The 19,078-nt window shown below is 43.3% G+C and carries 17 protein-coding genes; 7 read left to right on the forward strand and 10 right to left on the reverse strand.

The window, feature by feature from the left end; translation table 11 throughout:
* Nucleotides 1-164 precede the first annotated feature (164 nt).
* Both drmA and drmB read left to right on the forward strand, forming a co-directional pair.
* Nucleotides 165-3,638 (forward strand): DISARM system helicase DrmA, encoded by a 3,474-nt coding sequence (drmA, locus tag PN447_RS10300; RefSeq protein ID WP_271762867.1) that lies wholly within the window; start codon nucleotides 165-167, stop codon nucleotides 3,636-3,638.
* Between the two features lie 5 nt (nucleotides 3,639-3,643).
* On the forward strand, nucleotides 3,644-5,521 hold the full coding sequence (gene drmB, locus PN447_RS10305; protein WP_271762869.1) for a DUF1998 domain-containing protein: 1,878 nt from the start codon (nucleotides 3,644-3,646) through the stop codon (nucleotides 5,519-5,521).
* Nucleotides 5,522-5,714: 193 nt separating this feature from the next.
* Here drmB and PN447_RS10310 read toward each other — a convergent pair whose 3' ends face one another.
* Nucleotides 5,715-5,846 (reverse strand): hypothetical protein, encoded by a 132-nt coding sequence (locus PN447_RS10310; RefSeq protein WP_271762871.1) that lies wholly within the window; start codon nucleotides 5,844-5,846, stop codon nucleotides 5,715-5,717.
* A gap of 214 nt (nucleotides 5,847-6,060) precedes the next feature.
* Here PN447_RS10310 and PN447_RS10315 point away from each other — a divergent pair, with 214 nt between their 5' ends.
* Nucleotides 6,061-6,810 (forward strand): hypothetical protein, encoded by a 750-nt coding sequence (locus PN447_RS10315; protein ID WP_271762872.1) that lies wholly within the window; start codon nucleotides 6,061-6,063, stop codon nucleotides 6,808-6,810.
* A 130-nt stretch (nucleotides 6,811-6,940) separates the two neighbouring features.
* On the opposite strand, the gene PN447_RS10320 is transcribed toward PN447_RS10315, so the two are convergent.
* From PN447_RS10320 to PN447_RS10345, 6 genes are all read right to left on the reverse strand, one after another.
* Nucleotides 6,941-7,705, reverse strand: coding sequence for an ABC transporter ATP-binding protein (locus PN447_RS10320; RefSeq protein ID WP_271762873.1), 765 nt, complete (start codon nucleotides 7,703-7,705; stop codon nucleotides 6,941-6,943).
* Between the two features lie 58 nt (nucleotides 7,706-7,763).
* Nucleotides 7,764-8,981 (reverse strand): ABC transporter permease, encoded by a 1,218-nt coding sequence (locus tag PN447_RS10325; protein WP_271762874.1) that lies wholly within the window; start codon nucleotides 8,979-8,981, stop codon nucleotides 7,764-7,766.
* Nucleotides 8,978-10,435 (reverse strand): efflux RND transporter periplasmic adaptor subunit, encoded by a 1,458-nt coding sequence (locus tag PN447_RS10330; RefSeq protein ID WP_271762876.1) that lies wholly within the window; start codon nucleotides 10,433-10,435, stop codon nucleotides 8,978-8,980. Before PN447_RS10330 ends, PN447_RS10325 begins: the two co-directional genes overlap by 4 nt.
* A gap of 481 nt (nucleotides 10,436-10,916) precedes the next feature.
* Nucleotides 10,917-11,051: a helix-turn-helix domain-containing protein gene (locus PN447_RS10335; RefSeq protein WP_271762877.1), complete on the reverse strand. Its 135-nt coding sequence runs from the start codon at nucleotides 11,049-11,051 to the stop codon at nucleotides 10,917-10,919.
* A 365-nt stretch (nucleotides 11,052-11,416) separates the two neighbouring features.
* Nucleotides 11,417-11,857, reverse strand: coding sequence for a hypothetical protein (locus tag PN447_RS10340; RefSeq protein WP_271762891.1), 441 nt, complete (start codon nucleotides 11,855-11,857; stop codon nucleotides 11,417-11,419).
* 346 nt (nucleotides 11,858-12,203) lie between these two features.
* Nucleotides 12,204-12,911, reverse strand: a complete 708-nt coding sequence (locus tag PN447_RS10345; protein WP_271762879.1) for a response regulator — start codon at nucleotides 12,909-12,911, stop codon at nucleotides 12,204-12,206.
* 188 nt (nucleotides 12,912-13,099) lie between these two features.
* Here PN447_RS10345 and PN447_RS10350 point away from each other — a divergent pair, with 188 nt between their 5' ends.
* Nucleotides 13,100-13,852 (forward strand): WecB/TagA/CpsF family glycosyltransferase, encoded by a 753-nt coding sequence (locus tag PN447_RS10350; RefSeq protein ID WP_271762881.1) that lies wholly within the window; start codon nucleotides 13,100-13,102, stop codon nucleotides 13,850-13,852.
* A gap of 2 nt (nucleotides 13,853-13,854) precedes the next feature.
* On the opposite strand, the gene PN447_RS10355 is transcribed toward PN447_RS10350, so the two are convergent.
* Nucleotides 13,855-14,634, reverse strand: coding sequence for an armadillo-type fold-containing protein (locus tag PN447_RS10355; RefSeq protein ID WP_271762883.1), 780 nt, complete (start codon nucleotides 14,632-14,634; stop codon nucleotides 13,855-13,857).
* A 192-nt stretch (nucleotides 14,635-14,826) separates the two neighbouring features.
* Between PN447_RS10355 and PN447_RS10360 the strand changes: the two genes are divergently transcribed.
* Complete coding sequence (locus PN447_RS10360) at nucleotides 14,827-15,720, forward strand: alpha/beta fold hydrolase (protein WP_271762884.1); 894 nt, start codon at nucleotides 14,827-14,829, stop codon at nucleotides 15,718-15,720.
* 37 nt (nucleotides 15,721-15,757) lie between these two features.
* Here the strand turns inward: PN447_RS10360 and PN447_RS10365 are convergent, their stop codons facing one another.
* Nucleotides 15,758-16,288 carry a DUF4330 domain-containing protein gene (locus tag PN447_RS10365; protein ID WP_271762885.1) on the reverse strand — a complete coding sequence of 177 codons (531 nt, stop codon included), beginning with the start codon at nucleotides 16,286-16,288 and terminating at the stop codon, nucleotides 15,758-15,760.
* A 142-nt stretch (nucleotides 16,289-16,430) separates the two neighbouring features.
* On the opposite strand from PN447_RS10365, the gene PN447_RS10370 reads away from it, so the two are divergent.
* On the forward strand, nucleotides 16,431-17,282 hold the full coding sequence (locus tag PN447_RS10370; protein ID WP_271762887.1) for a M48 family metallopeptidase: 852 nt from the start codon (nucleotides 16,431-16,433) through the stop codon (nucleotides 17,280-17,282).
* A gap of 19 nt (nucleotides 17,283-17,301) precedes the next feature.
* Here the strand turns inward: PN447_RS10370 and PN447_RS10375 are convergent, their stop codons facing one another.
* Nucleotides 17,302-18,060: a metallophosphoesterase family protein gene (locus PN447_RS10375; RefSeq protein ID WP_271762888.1), complete on the reverse strand. Its 759-nt coding sequence runs from the start codon at nucleotides 18,058-18,060 to the stop codon at nucleotides 17,302-17,304.
* A 125-nt stretch (nucleotides 18,061-18,185) separates the two neighbouring features.
* Between PN447_RS10375 and coaE the strand changes: the two genes are divergently transcribed.
* Nucleotides 18,186-18,788: a dephospho-CoA kinase gene (gene coaE, locus PN447_RS10380; protein ID WP_271762890.1), complete on the forward strand. Its 603-nt coding sequence runs from the start codon at nucleotides 18,186-18,188 to the stop codon at nucleotides 18,786-18,788.
* Nucleotides 18,789-19,078: the final 290 nt, after the last annotated feature.

The following is a 19,078-nucleotide window of genomic DNA, read 5'->3' on the forward strand; positions in this document are numbered from 1 at the left end:
CGCTCAACCACCGGAGTCGGTATGTTCCCTGAGCGTAGTCGAAGGGAACATTAGGGGCGATCGCGGTTTCGACTTCGCCGATGGTGGTTTCGACTTCGCCGATGGTGGTTTCGACTTCGCTCAACCACCGGAGTCGGATTGATACCAAATATTAAACAAAATACATGGAAAATAATACAACATCTCACCAAGTTAGATCACAGCTGATCACCGCTTTACAACTTGACCTCATCGGTCCGACTCCTGAAGATATAGACCACCAGGAAGAAATTCTTGATCAAGCACCATCAAAATGGTATCTTTCAGGTTTTTTAGTTCCCAGTGGTGCGCCCTTAGAACAACGGATAGATGATACAGTGAATGAGAATTTAGACCTGATGGAAGGTGGTAGCACCGCTGAAGATGAAAACGTACCAGAAAAACCCTTTGCTCAAAAAGCTTTTTTCCCATCATCCATGGGTTTAAGTTTCTTAGTTCCTCAAAATGCCAGCCAACTGAATATTACAGTACAGTGGGGTGATTACTTCCCCATTAAAGATCACCATCACCCAGAAGTTGAAACTTCATATACACAGCTAGATATTCTCTCACCCCCAGATAAGATAGATCAGACCCCCCCAGACAAATCTACTCAAAATTTATCGGGATGCTGGAAACGTATACCCAAACAAGCCGATCTGACTATTCCACTCCCAGACCATCCCCAAGACCAAGACAAAATAACTTACTCTGTACCTGATAGTGACGGTTTAAAACTGGTTATTTCCATCCGCAATGTAGGTTACCAAGAATTAATACCAGAGGGAACCTATTCAGTTTCAGTATTTTTAGTCAATAATCGTCTGGTGACTGTAGATAAACAACGGGATATTAGTTATACCTTTCAAACAACCTTAATTATAAATACCCCAGAGCCATTAGTACCCCGTCCCAATTTACGGGGAAGAGATGACAACGATTGGGATGAAAATGTGGCAGACTTGCAATACCGTGATGATTATGAGTATGCTGTGGGTCATAACGTTTCTGCCATTTCCTTGACTAATTCTGATGGGGATTGTCATAATATTCAAACTGCTTGGATACCCACGGCAGATGTAGAAAAGGTGATAGCCAGCCCTGTGGCCAAGGTAGAATTGGGGATGGAAGCCTTAGCTAAGGCATCTACACCGGAAGCATTGCAAAATATGCTCACTCCCATGAGCGATGCTTACGCCCGGTGGATTGAAAACCAACGCCATCAATGTCCCACTGATAGCGATCGCCTGGCGTTAACCACAGCAAAACGTTTAACCGTCGCCCAGAAATTACTTGACCGGGCAGAAGTTGCCAATCAACGCATTAAAGCTGGAATCACAGCTTTACAAGACCCGGAAATATTTACCGCCTTCTCTATTGCTAATCGTACCATTGCCAGATACATCCGTCAACGGGTCACCCACGGCAAAGATATTACACCGGAGTCCGTAGAAGCCCCTAAGTGGCGACCTTTCCAGCTAGGGTTTTTATTGATGAACCTAACAGGAATAGCTGACCCGGAAACAGGCGATCGGGAATTAGTTGATTTATTATTCTTCCCCACCGGTGGCGGTAAAACCGAAGCTTACTTAGGACTTGCAGCTTTTACCCTAGTTCTTAGGCGACTACGTTACCCCGGTATCAAATCCGCTGGGTTAAGTGTCCTCATGCGTTACACCCTGCGGCTTTTAACCCTTGACCAACTGGGACGCGCTGCGGCGATGATTTGCGCCCTAGAAATAGAACGTCAAAACAACCCCCAACAGTTAGGAACCTGGCCTTTTGAAATCGGACTTTGGGTAGGACAAGGGTCTACCCCTAACCGCATGGGTAAAAAAGGAGACAATGATGATTATAGTGCCAGAAAAAGAACCCTTGATTTCCAAAAAGACGATGGCAAACCATCACCAATTCCCCTAGAAAGTTGTCCTTGGTGTGGGACTAAATTTAACCGCAATTCCTTTCAATTATACCCCAACCCTGATCATCCTACAAATCTGCGTGTATCTTGTGCCAATCGGCGCTGTCACTTTTCCAGAAATCAAGCTTTACCAATAGTCGCTGTGGATGAACCAATCTATCGCCGCTTACCTTGTTTTATGATTTCCACTGTGGATAAATTCGCCAGTTTACCTTGGGTGGGAGAAACAGGAGCGTTATTTGGCAAAGTAGACCGCTATGATGATGATGGATTTTATGGACCGACACAACCAAAGGGCGGTAAAACCCTAGGTGGTCATTTACCACCCCCAGATTTAATTATCCAAGACGAATTACATTTAATTTCCGGTCCTTTGGGAACAATGGTAGGACTATATGAAACCGCCATTGATGCTTTGTGTACCCAAGAAATCAACGGGAAAAAGATTCGCCCTAAAATCGTCGCTTCCACCGCTACAGTCCGCCGCGCACATCAACAAATTCAAGCTTTATTTGGTCGCAGTGAGGTTGATATCTTCCCCCCACCAGGCCCAGACAGACGAGATTCATTTTTTGCTAAAACTGTTTCACCAACTGTAAAAAACCCCCGGATATATGTAGGTATTGCCGCCCAAGGACGCAGTTTAAAGGTAGTATTATTACGTACCTATCTAGCATTATTAAGCGCAGCCCAGAAGCACTGGTTAGAGTTGGGAGGGAAGAAAAACCCCCATAACCCCGCCGACCCCTACATGACTCTGTTAGGTTACTTTAATTCTGTGCGGGAGTTGGGAGGAAGTCGCCGGATTATCGAAGATGAAGTTAAATCTCGTCTGTTGACTTACAGTCAACGGTTGAGAATTAATGAAACTACTGGCTTATTTGCTGACCGTAAAATTGCCGATGAAATTGAAGAATTAACTTCTCGCGTCAATACTAGCCAAGTTGCAGAGACTAAACGACACCTGGAATCAACCTTTACCCAAGCAGATAAAGTTGATGTTGTCTTAGCTACTAATATGATTTCCGTGGGTTTAGATATTACGCGCTTAGGTTTAATGGTAGTTCTGGGTCAACCCAAAACCGCCGCGGAATATATCCAAGCTACCAGTCGAGTGGGAAGGGATGAGGAGCGACCAGGGTTAGTAGTAACTTTACTCAATATTCATCGTCCCCGCGATCGCTCCCATTATGAACGTTTTGGTGCTTGGCATTCTACATTTTACCGAGCCGTAGAAGCCACAAGCGTTACCCCCTTTTCCCCCCGCGCCATTGACCGAGGGATTGCAGCCATTACCGTCGCTTTAGCACGTTTGGGACATCCCAAAATGACCCCACCAATGGGCGCTTTTGACATTGCTCAACATCGTGATCAATTACAGTTCGTCATTGACACCATCACCCAACGCGCACAAATGCAAGAGACCGAACCTAGTCAAGCACAAGCACAAGGTGAAAAAGTCGAAAGCCGAGTTAAAGACCTACTCGATAGTTGGGAAACCATCGCCAATAACAAAACCACCTTGCAATATCAACGGGAAGTAGGCGCAGCACCCCCCCTGCTGTTTGACACCCTCGACCCCGAACTAGACAAACAAAGTTCAGCAGCTCAGAAATTTAAAGCCCAGCGGAGTTTGCGCGATGTTGAACCAACAGTCAACATCTGGGTAATCAATCCTGAAAAAATAGAGGAGGAATAAAAATCATGAGTAAATCTGACAACAAAAGACCCCCAGAAGGAGAAATACGCCAAAGTCAAATGCTTTCCAGCTTTGGCCCCGGTTCCATGGTAGATTTACCCAACCATTCTGTAATCATCGCTGGGTTAAATCATTGGCGTGGTGACAAAAAACTGATCTATGAGCCGCGATTAGCAAGTAGAGTTGCTGAAATTTTGGGTGTCAATAGTATTAAACTCTATGCACCACCAATAGACGCACAAAACCCCGGGGATATCCGTACAGGAGTTAAGGCTTTTATTTTCCCTACTTGGTGTTTAGCTCAAGTTAAGGAAACTTGGGAAGACCCCAGAAATAACATCAAGGGTAAAAAAATTTATCGTACCCGCCCTTTATTACGTTGGACTGATTTAACCGGTGGTAAATATCTCGATGCTCAAAAAAAGAAAGTACCAGTTGTCCCCGTTCGCTTTGTACAAGCTTGCGTTAAAGGACATATCAGTGATATTGATTGGTCTGGTTTTGTCCATGATGGCTCTGATAAAAAATGTCGCGGTCAACTATGGTTAGATGAAGCCGGTTCTGGTAACGACTTTGCCGAAATTTATGTACGCTGCGAAGCTTGTAAAAAACGCCGCCCCCTGGCTAATGCTACTATTCCCAATGGCAAAGTATTGGGGAAATGTCAGGGACACCGCCCCTGGATTGGTTCCTCTGCTCAAGAACTTTCTTGTATTCGTGAATCTACGGGTCAACCAGAATACAATCGTTTACTAGTCAGGTCGGCGAGTAATGCCTATTTCTCCCAAGTCCTGAGCGTGATTTCCCTTCCTGACCGGGACGCACCTTTACAAAACGCTGTTAACGAAGTGTATGAAGATTTTTTACAATCTGCAGAAAGTCTCAACGATATTCAGAGGGAACGCAAAAAGAAAAAAGTAAAGACGGCGATCGAACAATTTAGCGATGAAGCCGTATGGGAAGAGGTCCAGAGGCGACAAAGTGGAGTGGAAAAACTCTATAAAAGTATTAAACAAGCAGAAATTGAAACCCTACTTTCTAGCCCTGTCGTGGGGGAAGATAAACCAGATGGTAATTTTTATGCAACTGCGCGCAGTTTGGATGATTTAACACCTGCTTTTTCTCCTCTGATTGAAAGAATTGTTTTAGTACATCGCTTACGGGAAGTGATCGCCCAGGTAGGGTTTACACGGTTTGAGGCCGAAATGCCAGATATTGATGGTGAACTAGATATTAATGTCAGGCGTGCGGCCTTGGATACTGAACCTAGTTGGGTTCCAGCCATTGAGAACAAAGGGGAGGGTGTATTTATTGCCTTTCGGACAGAAGCTATAGAAGCTTGGTTACAACGGGAATCAGTGAAAAAACGGGGACGTGAACTGTCTAGGGGGTTTGACATCTGGTGCGCCAACAAAGGTATAGACCAGGAAAAAGACAAGGTGAAGTTTCCGGGTTTACCCTATATTATGCTGCATTCATTATCACATCTATTAATTATGTCTGTCTCCCTAGAATGCGGTTATGCTGCTAGTTCTATCCGTGAACGCATCTATGCTAATGAAGGGGGTTATGGTATTCTTTTATATACTGGTTCCTCCGGCTCCGAAGGAACTTTAGGGGGACTGGTAGAAGTTGGTAAACGCATTGAACACCATTTAGAAGTTGCACTAGAGCAAGGGCGATTATGTTCTAATGACCCAGTATGCGCCCAACATCGTCCTGATGATGAACAAGAGGAGCGTTTTTTACATGGTTCCGCTTGTCATGGATGCTTGCTGATTGCGGAAACATCCTGTGAACGCGGTAATCACTTTTTAGATCGCGCTCTGGTGGTATCTACTCTGGAAGGGTTGGGAACTGAGTTTTTCCCAGATTTAATTTGAAGGGTTGACGGTTGACGGTTGACTGTTGACGGTTGACTGTTGACGGTTGACTGTTGACGGTGGTCGGTGAGCGGAGTCGATAGCGATAGCGTGGCGTCAGCCATACCGTTGACTGTTGACGGTTCAAATAAAATGGCTGTATTTGTGGATTCAGAAAATACTAAACAATCCTGGATTACTTCAACCTTTTTGATCAATGCATCCCCAACGCCCAGAAATCAATTTCCGGGCTAATAGCGGAAATCGGTTGAAACCGATTAGAAATTGTCTCAACATCTTCATTAATCCTCTTCAGAGGATTTTCGCTTTCAGACGGGGAATTCATTCCCCGGACTGGTTGACTGACCTGATTGTGAATCTATGGCGCGATCGCATTGACCATCTAAGGTTATATTCCCGTCTCTTTTAGTGTCTGTATAAAATACTTAGTCGGGGAGAACATAAGACTTACCAAAAGAGGTATAATATTCTTCTGTTGGTTATAGCGAGAACTTTCTCGCTTTTTTTGTATAACAGCACGTGGAGGCTACGGAAAGCCAGTGACTGACCTTGCAGCGGGGGAAATCGTCCGGGTGCGATCGCGCCAATACCTAATAAATTTATCCCCAGAAATTACAGAACGTTGGAAAGCAACTAAAAATGTGCTTAACCAAGGTGTTGACTCAATAGCTAACTCAAAACAGCAGTTTAGTGAGTCTTTAAAAGCAACAGCAAGTAAACAGACAGGTGAAGTAGTTGATACAGTTATTAATACTTTCCAAAAAGTTAAGGACTCTGTAGATGAAACTTTGCAAAGTGCCGAACAAATCAAAAATACTACATCATCAGCATTGCAAACTGTTGTGACTGATTCTGTAAATAATTGGCTGACTCAACACCCTGGATTTTTGCGGTTCCTTCATCTGTTGGGCTGGGCGGCTAGTCACCCCATTGTCACTATAGTGATTTTGCTGTTTGCGATCGCCTTGATTGGGAGCATTGTTAAAGTCATTGTCCGCCTGATTGAAACAGCTAGTTGGTCGTTATTCCAAATTCCAGTTAAATTAATTTGGTCTGTGATTAAAGTTAGCTTTGTTTCTTTGACTAAATTTACAGGTTTTGCTCTTCAATCAGTGAGAGATTCTAAATTAGATAATACACTAAAAAATTTACCTATAAACTCTGAAACTTTCGATAACAACAAACATCAGCGATTAGCTCAAATCTCTAAACGTTTAGAAGTGATTCAAGCAGAACAACAACAACTTTTAGCAGAAGCAGCAGAGTTAATGGATACGGTTGACGGTTGACGGTTGACGGTTGACGGTTCAATCAAAATGGCTGGAATTAGTGAGATCCAGTCCCCTCCCTTTACAAGGGGAGGGTTAGGGTGGGGTCAAACAATAGTTGATACACTAATCATGACCTGACAAACAGCCTCTAAGACATAGTTAATGCGGTTAAGTCCTCTGGTGTCAAATGGTTGTGAACCACAGCGCCATCACGGAACCAAATAATCCGCTGGGTTTGACGCGCCACCTCTGACTCATGGGTAACCATAATCACCGTGATTCCACTGTGATTTAATTCGGTGAAAATATCTAAAACTTCCTGGGTAGTTTGAGAATCCAGAGCGCCAGTGGGTTCATCAGCTAGCAAGACAACGGGACGATTGACAATAGCACGGGCGATCGCCACCCGTTGCTGCTGTCCCCCTGATAATTGAGTGGGTTTGTTATTCAGGCGTTTTTCTAAACCCACCTTGATTAATGCTTCCCTAGCGCGATCGCCTCTTTCCGTGGGGTTGACACCAGCATATGCCATTGGTAACATGACGTTTTCTAATGCTGTGAGTTGAGGTAATAAATGGAACTGTTGGAACACAAACCCCAGTTTGATATTCCGAATTTTTGCCAACTCACCATCATTCATGGTTGCTACATCCAGGCCATCTAAATAATAATGTCCCGTAGTAGGGCGATCCAAACAGCCAATAATATTCATAGCTGTGGATTTACCAGAACCAGAGGGACCCATAATTGAGCAATATTCCCCCTCATTGATGGTCAAATTCACATCATTGAGTGCTCTAACTTCCGTTTCTCCACTCCCGTAAATTTTAAAGATATTTTCTAGGCGAATAATTGCTGATGGAATTGGGGGATGAGCACCAAGAGCATCGGTAATTGCGATGGTATTTTTCATAGGAAGGGAACAGGGAACAGGGAACAGGGTATAGGGTATAGGGAAGGTGTCACAGACCTTAAGCACTTCTTAAAGCCACAATGGGGTCAAGTTGAGCCGCACGACGGGCCGGAACTACACCAAAAAATAAACCAACACCACCGGAGACAAGAACAACTGTAGCAATTGCACCCGGAGAAATTGCTGCTTCTAAGGGGGTGATTGCTGCTACTAGTAGAATACCGCTGACACCGATTGCAGTCCCAACCACACCACCCATAACCGAAACAATCACAGCTTCAATCATAAACTGAACTAAAATATCTTGTTGGGTAGCACCGATAGCCTTTCTCAGTCCGATTTCTTGGGTGCGTTCGGTAACTGAAACCAGCATAATATTCATAATGCCAATACCGCCCACAAATAAAGATATACTAGCGATCGCCGCCAGCATAATAGTTAATGCGCCAGTAATTTGGCCGACGGTTTGTAAAGCATCCTTTTGGGTATTGATAGTGAAATCATCCTCCCCAGTAATTTTGTGCCGCAACCGCAGTAAATTAGTAATTTGAAACTTAGCTGCATCCACACTCTCAGCATTTTTAGCCGAAACCACAAGATAAGTTAACTCTAATCCGTAGGGAGAAGTGCGCCCCACAATTCTGTTAGCCATGGTCATCAGTGGGATTACCGCTGCTTCGTCGTAATTCACACCTAAATTTGAGCCTTTACTTTCTAGTACCCCAATAACTTGAAAACTGGCATTTTTAATCCGCAACTGCTCACCGACGGGGTTCCTATTTCCAAATAGTCTTTCTGCTAACTCAGCACCTAGAACCACAACTTGGTTATTGCGTCTCATATCTAGGTCTGTAAAAAATCGCCCCATCGCAGTTTCAAAGTCACGAACCTTCAAAAACGAGGGAGTAGTACCAATGATATTGACGTTAGTGTTTTGGTTACGGTATGTGACTACCTCCCGACTATTCAACTCCCCTGCAACTGCTGCTACTGTTGGTACTTGATTAGCGATCGCCTTTGCATCTTCATAAACTAAAGTTTTGGGGACATCCCTAGATATGCGCATAGTGGCGCGATTCCCTGGAATTACAAATAATACATTAGGGCCTAAAGATTCTAGTTCCTGGTTAACAAACCTTTGTCCACCTTCGCCGATTCCCATCATGGTAATTACTGAAGCATTCCCGATGACAATCCCCAGCATAGTTAGGGCGCTACGCAACTTATTAGACACCAGGGTTTTACCCGCCATTTGTATACTTTCTAGGAAATTCATCGGTTATTCCCCCTCTTGTTGTAGTCTGGTGGTGGGTTGACAAACACGCGATCGCCTTGTTTTACTCCCTGTAAAATTTGAGTTTGGTCGGCGATTTGCGCCCCGATAGTCACTTCGGTGAAACTGGGTTGATTTTTCTCATCTGCTACTAATACCCCTGTTCTCCCCTGTTCCGTGACAATTGCTACTGTCGGTAACACCAAAGCATCACTAATGCGATCGCCCAAGAAAGTCAAATCCACATTTAAACCTGATCGCAGTTTTTCAGTACCTGTATCCAGGGATACCCTAACTTGAAAAGATGTTACACCTTGTTCTACCACCGCTTCGGGAGCGATGAGGCGCACATGACCTTGAAAAACTTGATCTGGATAAGCATCAGCGACAATTTCTACCTGCTGTCCCTGTTCAATTCTGCCAAGATCCACCTCTGGGATTTGAGCGAGTACTTCTAAACCCTGTGCAACTGCGACAATAGAACTAGAAGTCGCCGATGCACTAGTAGAAGCGGAAGTTGTGGGAGTAACAAAAGCGCCAACGTTAGCGTATTTCTGAGTGACAATTCCAGAGAAAGGCGCACGAATCACACTATCTTGTAAGCGCACTTCTGCTGCTTTAACTTGAGCTTCAGCGGCTTTAACTGCGGCTTGACGTTGAGCAATTTCCTCCGGACGGCTACCCTGTTGTAGCAGAACTAATGCAGCTTTAGCCTCGGTGACTGCGGCTTCCCTGACCGCAATTTCTTCATTGCGGCTACCACTTTCCAATAGTGACAAGCGTTTTTGTGCTTCTGCTAAAGCCGCTTTTGCCCTTTGGTGGTCAGTAACATATTGTTCTAATTGGTCCTGAGCAATTGCCCCTTGCTCCCGTAATTCTCCGTATCTTGTTAGCCGTGATTGTGTAAGATTTACCAAAGCTTGGGCTGAATCTACCTGGGCTTGAGCTTGGGCAATTTCCTGAGAACGATTTCCCGCACGGGCTTGATTTAACTGCGCCTGGGCTTGGGCTAAACGGGCTTGAGCTTGGGCAATTTCTTGAGAACGAGTCCCCGCACGGGCTTGATCTAACTGTGCCTGGGCTTGGGCTAAATTAGCGCGGTATTGCAGGATTTGGGCGGGTATATCACCCACATCCATCCGCGCTAAAACTTGCCCTTGTTTCACGCGATCGCCTTGTTCTACATATAATTGCGCCAGCACACCGGGGTTTTTGGGACTAATATTCACACTTTGAACTGGCACTACCTTACCACTGGCTGCAATTCGCAAAGTCACATTTTGTGCTTCTACAGGGACAGTTAATTGAGTAATGTCTTGTTCATTAGTTCGATTCATCAGATTATAGGTAATAGTTGTACCCACTGCTAAAGAACCCACTGCTATTAACCCAATTACCCAGCGGAATGGATGTTTAACTTTTTTGCCCAGGAAGGGAACTTCTACTTGCGTAACCATAAATAAGAATAGCCTACTAATATCACTTAGTTTTCATCACCTGATTAAGTGCCAAAATTGAAATCATATCTTGAGCCAATTGTCAACATTTATCCCTCAGGTAAACTACTAAACTAGGATTTAGCCTTATAATTGCTTAATCTTTCTTTATATTACATTTTAGTCTTTGTTTATGTCTTCGGCTGAAGTAAGTAATTTTGTGGCTGATAGATCAAGTAGGAGCCATGGGAGTAATTCTATGTTCAGCCCGGTAGAATGCAATCATAGTCAGACAAAACTTCAACTTCTTCTCAAGATATTATCAACCTAGAAATATCTTGGCTATGTATGACAAAAGTCACTATTGCAGTAGGAAGAAAGTCACTCATTTTATACTTCCCACTCTAAGAGAATGTTTTAAAAGTTATGATTAATGTATCAAATATTGTATTACCCCACCCTCACCATTCCCTTGTGAAGGGAATGGGACTTGATTTTGTTGCTAACCCCCTTGGTAAGGGTGGATTAACGCTGCTAAACCCCAATTATAGGTAAACCTGGATATACCAGCGTGTTTAGCCATTAATATTTCTTGGGTTTTATTTAACTTGAGTTTTGTTTTAATGGATAAAAGCATTGCTCGACATCAAAACTGTATTTCTTTGCTGTCTAAGTCTGACATATCTTGTAGAGGTTTGTCAATAGCATTCATAAGGCTATCCTTAATTTCTTTGGAGTAATTCCTCAACCCGTATAACCGGCCAGAAAAGCCGTGAATTCTTGCTGAGGCGATACTGAAACACCAATTTTTTTAGCAAATTCATGAGGCTTAAACATAAAATCACCCATAGGTTTGTCTATGAGTGTACACGTTTGTCTATTAAACGGTCAACTTAGTAATACTCACAAGGGTAGGTTTTTTACAGCAGCAAATTATCGCCGCTAAAATTAACGTCTTAGCTTCTCCGCAGGAGTTGCTGAGTCTACGTCGGGCAGATTAGCCTATTTTTTGGTAGCGGCGGTTTGTGCCAAGGAGCGCAGTAACAATCTCCGACCCAAATCAATATCTGATGGCGCACATTGCCAATCTGGGTGTGCAGTCATCAATAAACTATCTAAAGTTTCTTGATCAAACAGATGCCAAATAGGAGCGCCATTAATTTCACCTTCCACAGCATAACAGTTAAGACTAACACAGTGAATTGTGGAAGCACTGGCAATTCTATTTACTGTCATCTGTTTCCCTGGCTGCAAAGAGCGAAACTGCTGGATAGCCCGCTTCCACTCAGTTATTGAGGAAACTACTAACCCAGGTATAGCTATTGTTACATTTCTGTCCCCATTCACTGACAGCCAGTAATGACGACTGGGATCTATACCTTGTAGCCAAGGCAATTCATCATCAAGGCGATAGCGTGGGGACAAACAAAATAAAGCTGCCATAGATTTCGTCATAACTTTGGTTTAGTAGTGGTGATTTTCTACCCACTTGACAATCCTGGGTGTTTTAGGGCTATGCCATTAGGTTTAGGGTTGCTACTATATTCAGTATTTAGGAATTGCTAGTAATAAATCAAATAAAATTAGCAAAAATTATTAACTAACTTAATATTTATTTATATAAAGCCTTTTTCAGGCTAATGAAGTACACATCAATTGCCTATTCCCTGTTCCCTGTTACCTGAAACTAAACAACTTTGTACCTCACGAGCATGGGAAATTCTATATACTGCATGATGACTGACGGGAAATCATCAAAAAACCCACTCGATTACCTAGCTTCTTCTTATTAACCCAGCAATCCATGGCGCAAAGCACGTACTGCGGCTTGGGTGCGGTCATCAGCACCTAGCTTACTCAAAATACTTCTGACATGACTTTTCACCGTCCCAATGCTAATATAGAGTCGTTGTGCAATGACAGTATTAGTACAACCATCAACCATTAAGCGTAATACTTGTACTTCCCTGGTTGACAGGTTATAAGCTGGGGTATTGTTCTTCTCACCCTGAGAATCTGCCGCGGGGAAAATATTTTGCTCATCTGTTAATAATCGGGTATTTGCCTGTGCTGCTTGTAAGACAATCCTGGCGATCGTGGGATCAATCCAAGAATTGCCCTGGTAAGTATTCCGCAGCGCTACCAGTAAAGTATCAAAAGTAATATCCTTCATACAGTAAGAGTCAGCGCCAGCAGCAAAAGCAGCCAGTACAGATTCTTGATGATCATGAAGGGTGAGAATTAACACTTTTGTAGGTGAATATTTTGCAGGAGAGAGAGCTTTCAACTCTCGTGTCAGTTGAATACCATCCTTGTCTGGTAAACCAATATCGATAATTGCAATATCTGGTTGTACCTTTTTTAACATTTCCAGACCTGTTACCGCATTTGCAGCTTCTCCTACAACTTTAATTTCCGCCCTTTGTTCTAAAAGTCTCCTAATCCCCAGACGAGTAAGTTCATGATCTTCAATGACAGCAATCCGAATTTTATTCATAGTCAAATTAGGCAGCATAATATATCAATTTAACTTGAAAATAGATGTGACAGTAAAAGTTCCCCAAGTAACTAATTTTCATATTCTTATGGTGTTGAGAAGATAATTACTTTTTTTGCTCAATGAAAAAAAATTTGATAGACTAACGGTCGAAATCATCCCCTGTAATTCCTATTCAAAATTAGGCTATGTTGAAACCGCCTCAAGAGTTTTCGGTACTGGGAATACCAGTTCATATTGTGAGCAACTATCCTGGCTGGCTGCTGGAATCCCTAGGACAGAGCAGAGGTGCTCATGTGGTGACCCTGAATGCAGAAATGACTATGCAGGCACAAAAGAATCAGACCCTGGCCCAAGCCGTTAAAAATGCCGACCTAGTAATTCCAGATGGTGCGGGGGTAGTCCTGTATTTGCGGTGGCTTTTGTGGCAAAAAGTGCAACGTTTTCCGGGGATCGAACTAGCAGAAAACCTGCTGCAAGAACTGGGACAACAGCAAACAGATACAAAAATTTTTTTCTATGGTGGCGCTCCAGAAGTAGTTGTGAAAGCCAAGGAATTGTGGCAGCTAAAAATCCCCAGCTTAAACTTAGTAGGTACTCATTCTGGCTACCATACCCTAGAAGAAGAACAGCAATTAAAACAAACCCTCAGACAATTGCAGCCACAAGTAATTTTTGTAGGTTTGGGAGTCCCACGTCAAGAGTTATGGATTGCGCAAAATCGTGATTTGTGTCCCCAAGCAATTTGGATTGGTGTTGGTGGTAGCTTCGATATTTGGTCGGGGAGCAAAACTCGCGCTCCTGCTTGGTTGGCAGATAATAACTTAGAATGGCTATATCGCCTATATAAAGAACCCTGGCGTTGGCGGCGGATGTTGGCTTTGCCCGAATTTGCCGTGAAAGCTTTGATTTATCGAGTAACTGCAAGGGGTGGAATATAGGATTAAGCTAATTTTCCAGAGGAAGAAACGGGAACCTGAGACTTGCTCGATAGAGGGAGCAAAGTTTTCACTGCCCTGGATGCTAGAGGTTGCAAACCATCTAAAGCCTGTAAACTGTCTAAAACCGCATCTTTGATCACTGTTTCTTGCTCCTGACTGAGTAATAGCTGTAAGCACCGAATTACTTCTTGGTGCACCTTGCGATCAATTCCGTGATGAGCGATAATTTTAGTTATTTGCCGTATGGTAATTAAACGCTTCAATGGGTCTTCTATTGTTAAATTAACTAACAACTGATCAAGGTTGTTTTGCTGTTGTGTTCCATGGAAACTCAGGATTTGCCACATCAATAAAATTAAAGTTAATAAGGTTGCTAAACCTTGGACAATGGCACCGGTCGCAATCCAAGAACTTTTGGAGTCAACCCAGATAGCAGCGGCCATGTATGTGCTAAAAGTGGCAATACCTCCACTACCTACGGCTAAGGCAAAACGAGAATTGGGACTATTTAATAACCGCCACACCTGGGATAAGTGTAATTGCCAGTCCCATTTTTGCATTGAGTAAACTAATAACATTACCCCAACCCCAACTACAAGGGCTAAGAGCAGTTTCCAGTTCCACAACAGCATGGCCAGAACAATTGTCAGAAAGCCCAGAATACCCCCCGGACCGGAAAATACCTGGAAACTTAGTTGCTTGTAGCTGCTTGTTTTCAACTCTCCAGGTGACCATTGCAGTATCTGTGTAATTACTTTAATAAAAAATGAAGCCTTTGCCATAGTCTTGATCTAGTGTATAAAAAATTGTCTAATATAAAACGGCTATCAAAAAAAATAGCACAAGACCCATAAAAATCATTTATGACGGTGGCCAGAGGTTTAAATTTACTGGCTGAGTGATCATTAAAATTGTAGTCCGTCTCGGTTCAATAGGCCAGCGATACGATTATTACATAACTCTAATCAATACTTATGTTTCAACCACAGGGATTTGAGCAACGCTCCATAATGACCTCACTGGGTAAGATGGTTTATTATACCGCCACTCGCTCACCTTGGCAGAATGGAACTGCAACAGATGAGCAGGAAACTTTAGTTTTCTTACATGGCTTTGGTGGTGGTTCTTCTGCTTATGAGTGGTCAAAGGTTTATCCGGCTTTTGCGGCTGAGTATCGCATTCTAGCACCGGATTTAATCGGTTGGGGTAGGTCTGAGCATCCAGCCCGAAACTATATGATTGATGATTATCTGACGACGATTCGGGAGTTTTTACAGCAAACTTGTACAGGACCTGTGAGGGTGATCGCTTCTTCCCTGACTGCGGCTTTCACAATTCGAGTGGCGATCGCCCATCCTGATTTATTTCGGTCTTTAATTCTAGTGACACCGGCGGGACTCTCAGATTTTGGTCAAGACTACTCTCGCAGTATTTTTGCCCAGGTAGTTAGTGTTCCCATCATTGATCGCTTACTTTATACCACTGGAATTGCTACCAGTGCGGGTATTCGCAACTTTTTAGAACAAAGGCAATTTGCCCAGTCTAATCGCATTTACGAGGAAATTGTCGAGGCTTATCTGGAATCTGCCCAACAACCAAATGGGGAATATGCAGCCCTGTCTTTTGTCCGTGGTGACTTATGTTTTGATTTGTCCCTTTATATTCAACAGTTGACAACTCCTACTGGGATTATTTGGGGGCAAAAATCCCAATTCACCGGACCAGAAATTGGTCGTCGTCTGGCGCAGAAGAATCCCCAAGCTATCAGAGTATTTCAGCCATTAGAAAATGTGGGATTAACGCCCCAGTTAGAAGTACCCGCCGTGACTATTGGATTAATTCGCCGGTTTTTAACCTTGTTGAATTAGTTGACCTGATCTCCCGCTTTAGCGGGAGATGTTCCCATTAATCTTTGACTCTGACATCGATCACTGTAGAATTGAAGTTATAGTTAAAACCTTCTAATTCAAAGGTTGTACCTATTTTAACTTTGCTGTTACCTAATACTGGTCCAGTATCAGTAATTTGGGCTTTACCTTCTAGGGTTAAAAGCATATCTGTACTAAAGTTATTAGCTCTAGGATCTGGTAGTTCTTTCACAGATCCATCTGGTTGGGAAACTGTCAGGGTTCTCGGTAGTAGTTGCACGGATTTGATGCCAATCTGACCGTAGGGTTGATTCCGAATAATCACGTTAGTTTTACCACCTTTGGTGAATCCGGCCTCAAATAAACGTTGAGGGTCGCGTACATTTAAACCGCGAACGGCTAAGTCAACTTCAATGGGTACGGTTTTCGTACCGACTTGGGCAACAGAACCCGTGGTTCCGGGAAAAATGAATATACCAACTATGACTAGTAGTATTACTAGTGCAGCCCCTAAATCAAGTAAGTTGATTTTACCAAACAATCGTCCTTTGGAATCTAAAATAGCCATCAGCAGTTTTCCTATGAGATAATTTATGAGGAGAATAATGAGAATTATACTAGCTACTAACCCTAGCTTTGTTTATAGGCTCAGGTGCAACTTATAGGAGGATAAGTTCGTCCTGTTATTTATTGCATTACAGTTAATGATCATGAATTGTCAAGCTTTTTTTGCTCACCATCGGTGGCTGCGTCGCTGGTTTTATCCCTTGATTGCCGTGGTTGTCGCCCTCAGTGTGTGCCTAAGTACACCCATGGCGGGAAGGGCGTTTGATATCCGCTCTCTTCTGTTCCGGGGAATACAGGTAATTCAGATATCTAATATGTCTGATGCTCAGGAAGTGGATCTGGGTCGGCAGATAAATCAGCAGTTACGCGGTAATAATATTCGCTTTAGCCGCAATTCTCAAATTAATCAATATGTTGAACAAATTGGCCGGCGCTTGGTAGCTAATAGCGATCGCCCTCAGCTTCCCTTCACCTTTCAAGTAGTTGAGGATAACACCATCAATGCCTTTGCTACCTTGGGGGGGTTTGTATATATCCATACAGGTTTAATCAAAGCCGCAGATAATGAAGGGCAATTAGCCAGTGTAATTGCCCATGAAATTGGTCACATTGGCGGTAGGCATTTAGTCAAACAGATGCGCCAAAGCACCATCGCTAGTGGTCTAGTTTCAGCCGCAGGTTTAGATCGCAATACCGCAGTGGGAATTGGTATAGAACTGGCACTTAACCGTCCCCGCAGTCGTCAAGATGAATTTGATGCCGATAACCGAGGGTTACGAGCTCTGACAGCGGCTGGTTATGCCCCATCGGCTATGGTTTCCTTTATGGAAAAGCTGATGCAAAGTGGCGGGTCTGTACCGACATTTTTAAGTACTCATCCCGGTACAGGCGATCGCATTAATGCCCTCCAAAGTTCTATTAATGCCCAACCTAGCAATCAGGGTGAAGGATTAAATAATGCTGCTTATCGCGCCCAAATCCGCAGCATACTTTAGTAAAAATGTCAATGATAACCTATGCTCGCTGCTTATGGCGGCGAGTGGCTATTTTAGCAGGTTGAACCATGACCACCCCTTCTGCTAAGGGTAAGGTGCGCAGAGAATTATTAAAAATGTTGACTTGATAAATTATGTTATTTATAGTGTCTAATCCAGTCAACCAGCCACTGCGGGGATGATAAGCACCAGTATCTATATTGAGCCATCCCTGACCTTGTGCCAGTTGACCAGGGGTAACTCCTGGTAAAGTGAAGGTGATGGTATGACCGATGATAATCAGTTTATCAGTAAAGTAGGGCTGTTCAATGCTGTGAAATTGGTCGCGTATCCAGCAAAACTGCTCGGCTGTTTGTGCGGCTAAAGGTAGCTCCGGGTCAACTCCAGCATGAGTCAGCCAAATGTCCCCCAAATCCAGGTACAGGGGTAAAGATTCCAACCATTCCAAATGTTGTTTAGGAATAGTACCTTTTTCGTAACTGGCTATAGTTGCTTGACCTCCACCATACAGCCATGCTTGCATTGCTGATGTAGAAATGTGATCACCGGTGACAATCTTGAAAAACATCTGTTCATGATTTCCCAGTAGACAACCATAATTATTTTCCTTGACAAAATTAACCACATGTGAGCTTTTAGGACCGCGGTCAATTAAGTCTCCTAGAAAATAAACTTGATCTTCTGATGTGGGGGCGATGAACTCCATTAATTTGATCAACCCATCGTAGTGTCCATGCACATCCCCAATAACAATTCGACGTTGGCTAGTTTCGATCATCGGCTCTGAAGCTCTCAATAGTTTGGCTGAGTTGTCTGGTTTCCGCAAAGACCAATAATAAAGAACATTTAATCAAGTATAGTTTAATCTTAGTTGAATTGCCGGCTTTGAAGTTAAAATCACATATGGATAAACGCATCATTGGCTTGACCGGGGGTATTGCTACAGGTAAAACCATTGTTGCCAATTATTTGGCTACGGCTAAAAATATACCTATTTTTGATGCAGATATTTATGCTAGGGATGCTGTAGCTATAGGTTCGGACATTCTCCGGGCGATCGCAGGACGTTATGGCCAAGAAATTTTACTCCCAGATGGTAGCCTGAATCGAGAACAACTGGGTGCAATTATCTTTACACAGGAAGATGAGCGCCAGTGGGTAGAAAGTTTGATACATCCTTATGTAGTCCATCGCTTTCAGGAAGCCATGGCCAAATCACCATCGCCAACATTGGTGTTAGTTATCCCTTTGTTATTTGAAGCTCAGATGACTTATTTAGTCACAGAAATATGGGTTGTGCGGTGTTCGGAATCACAGCAACTGCAAAGACTAATGCAGAGAAATAATTTAACTCCAGAACAAGCCCAAACCCGCATTAATAGCCAGTTATCTCTAGAAGAAAAAGCAGCGCGGGCAAATGTGGTGCTAGATAACTCTTCCACCCTAGCATCTGTGTGCAAACAGGTGGATATTGCTTTGGCGATGACTACCACAAATAAGCTATAATGTTGATCTGCAAAAATGACAATAACTTTAAACTTTTGTACTGCATATAAGAGGATGTTTGATAAGTTTTCAACAGGTAATTTTTATTTTAGGGAACAGGGAACACCGGAACAGGGAACACCGGAACAGGGGACACACAAAAAACAATCAAATCCAGTCCCCTCCCCTTATAAGGACAAGACAAGGTGGACAAGGTGGACAAGGTGACCAGGGAGAAAAACAGTACAAAGTCTGTATTCTTAGTAAGAAAAATAGCCCCTTAAAAGACCATTGTCCGTATAAAATCTTCC

The organism is Anabaena sp. CS-542/02, from assembly GCF_028331085.1.
GTDB classification, from domain to species: domain Bacteria; phylum Cyanobacteriota; class Cyanobacteriia; order Cyanobacteriales; family Nostocaceae; genus Anabaenopsis; species Anabaenopsis arnoldii.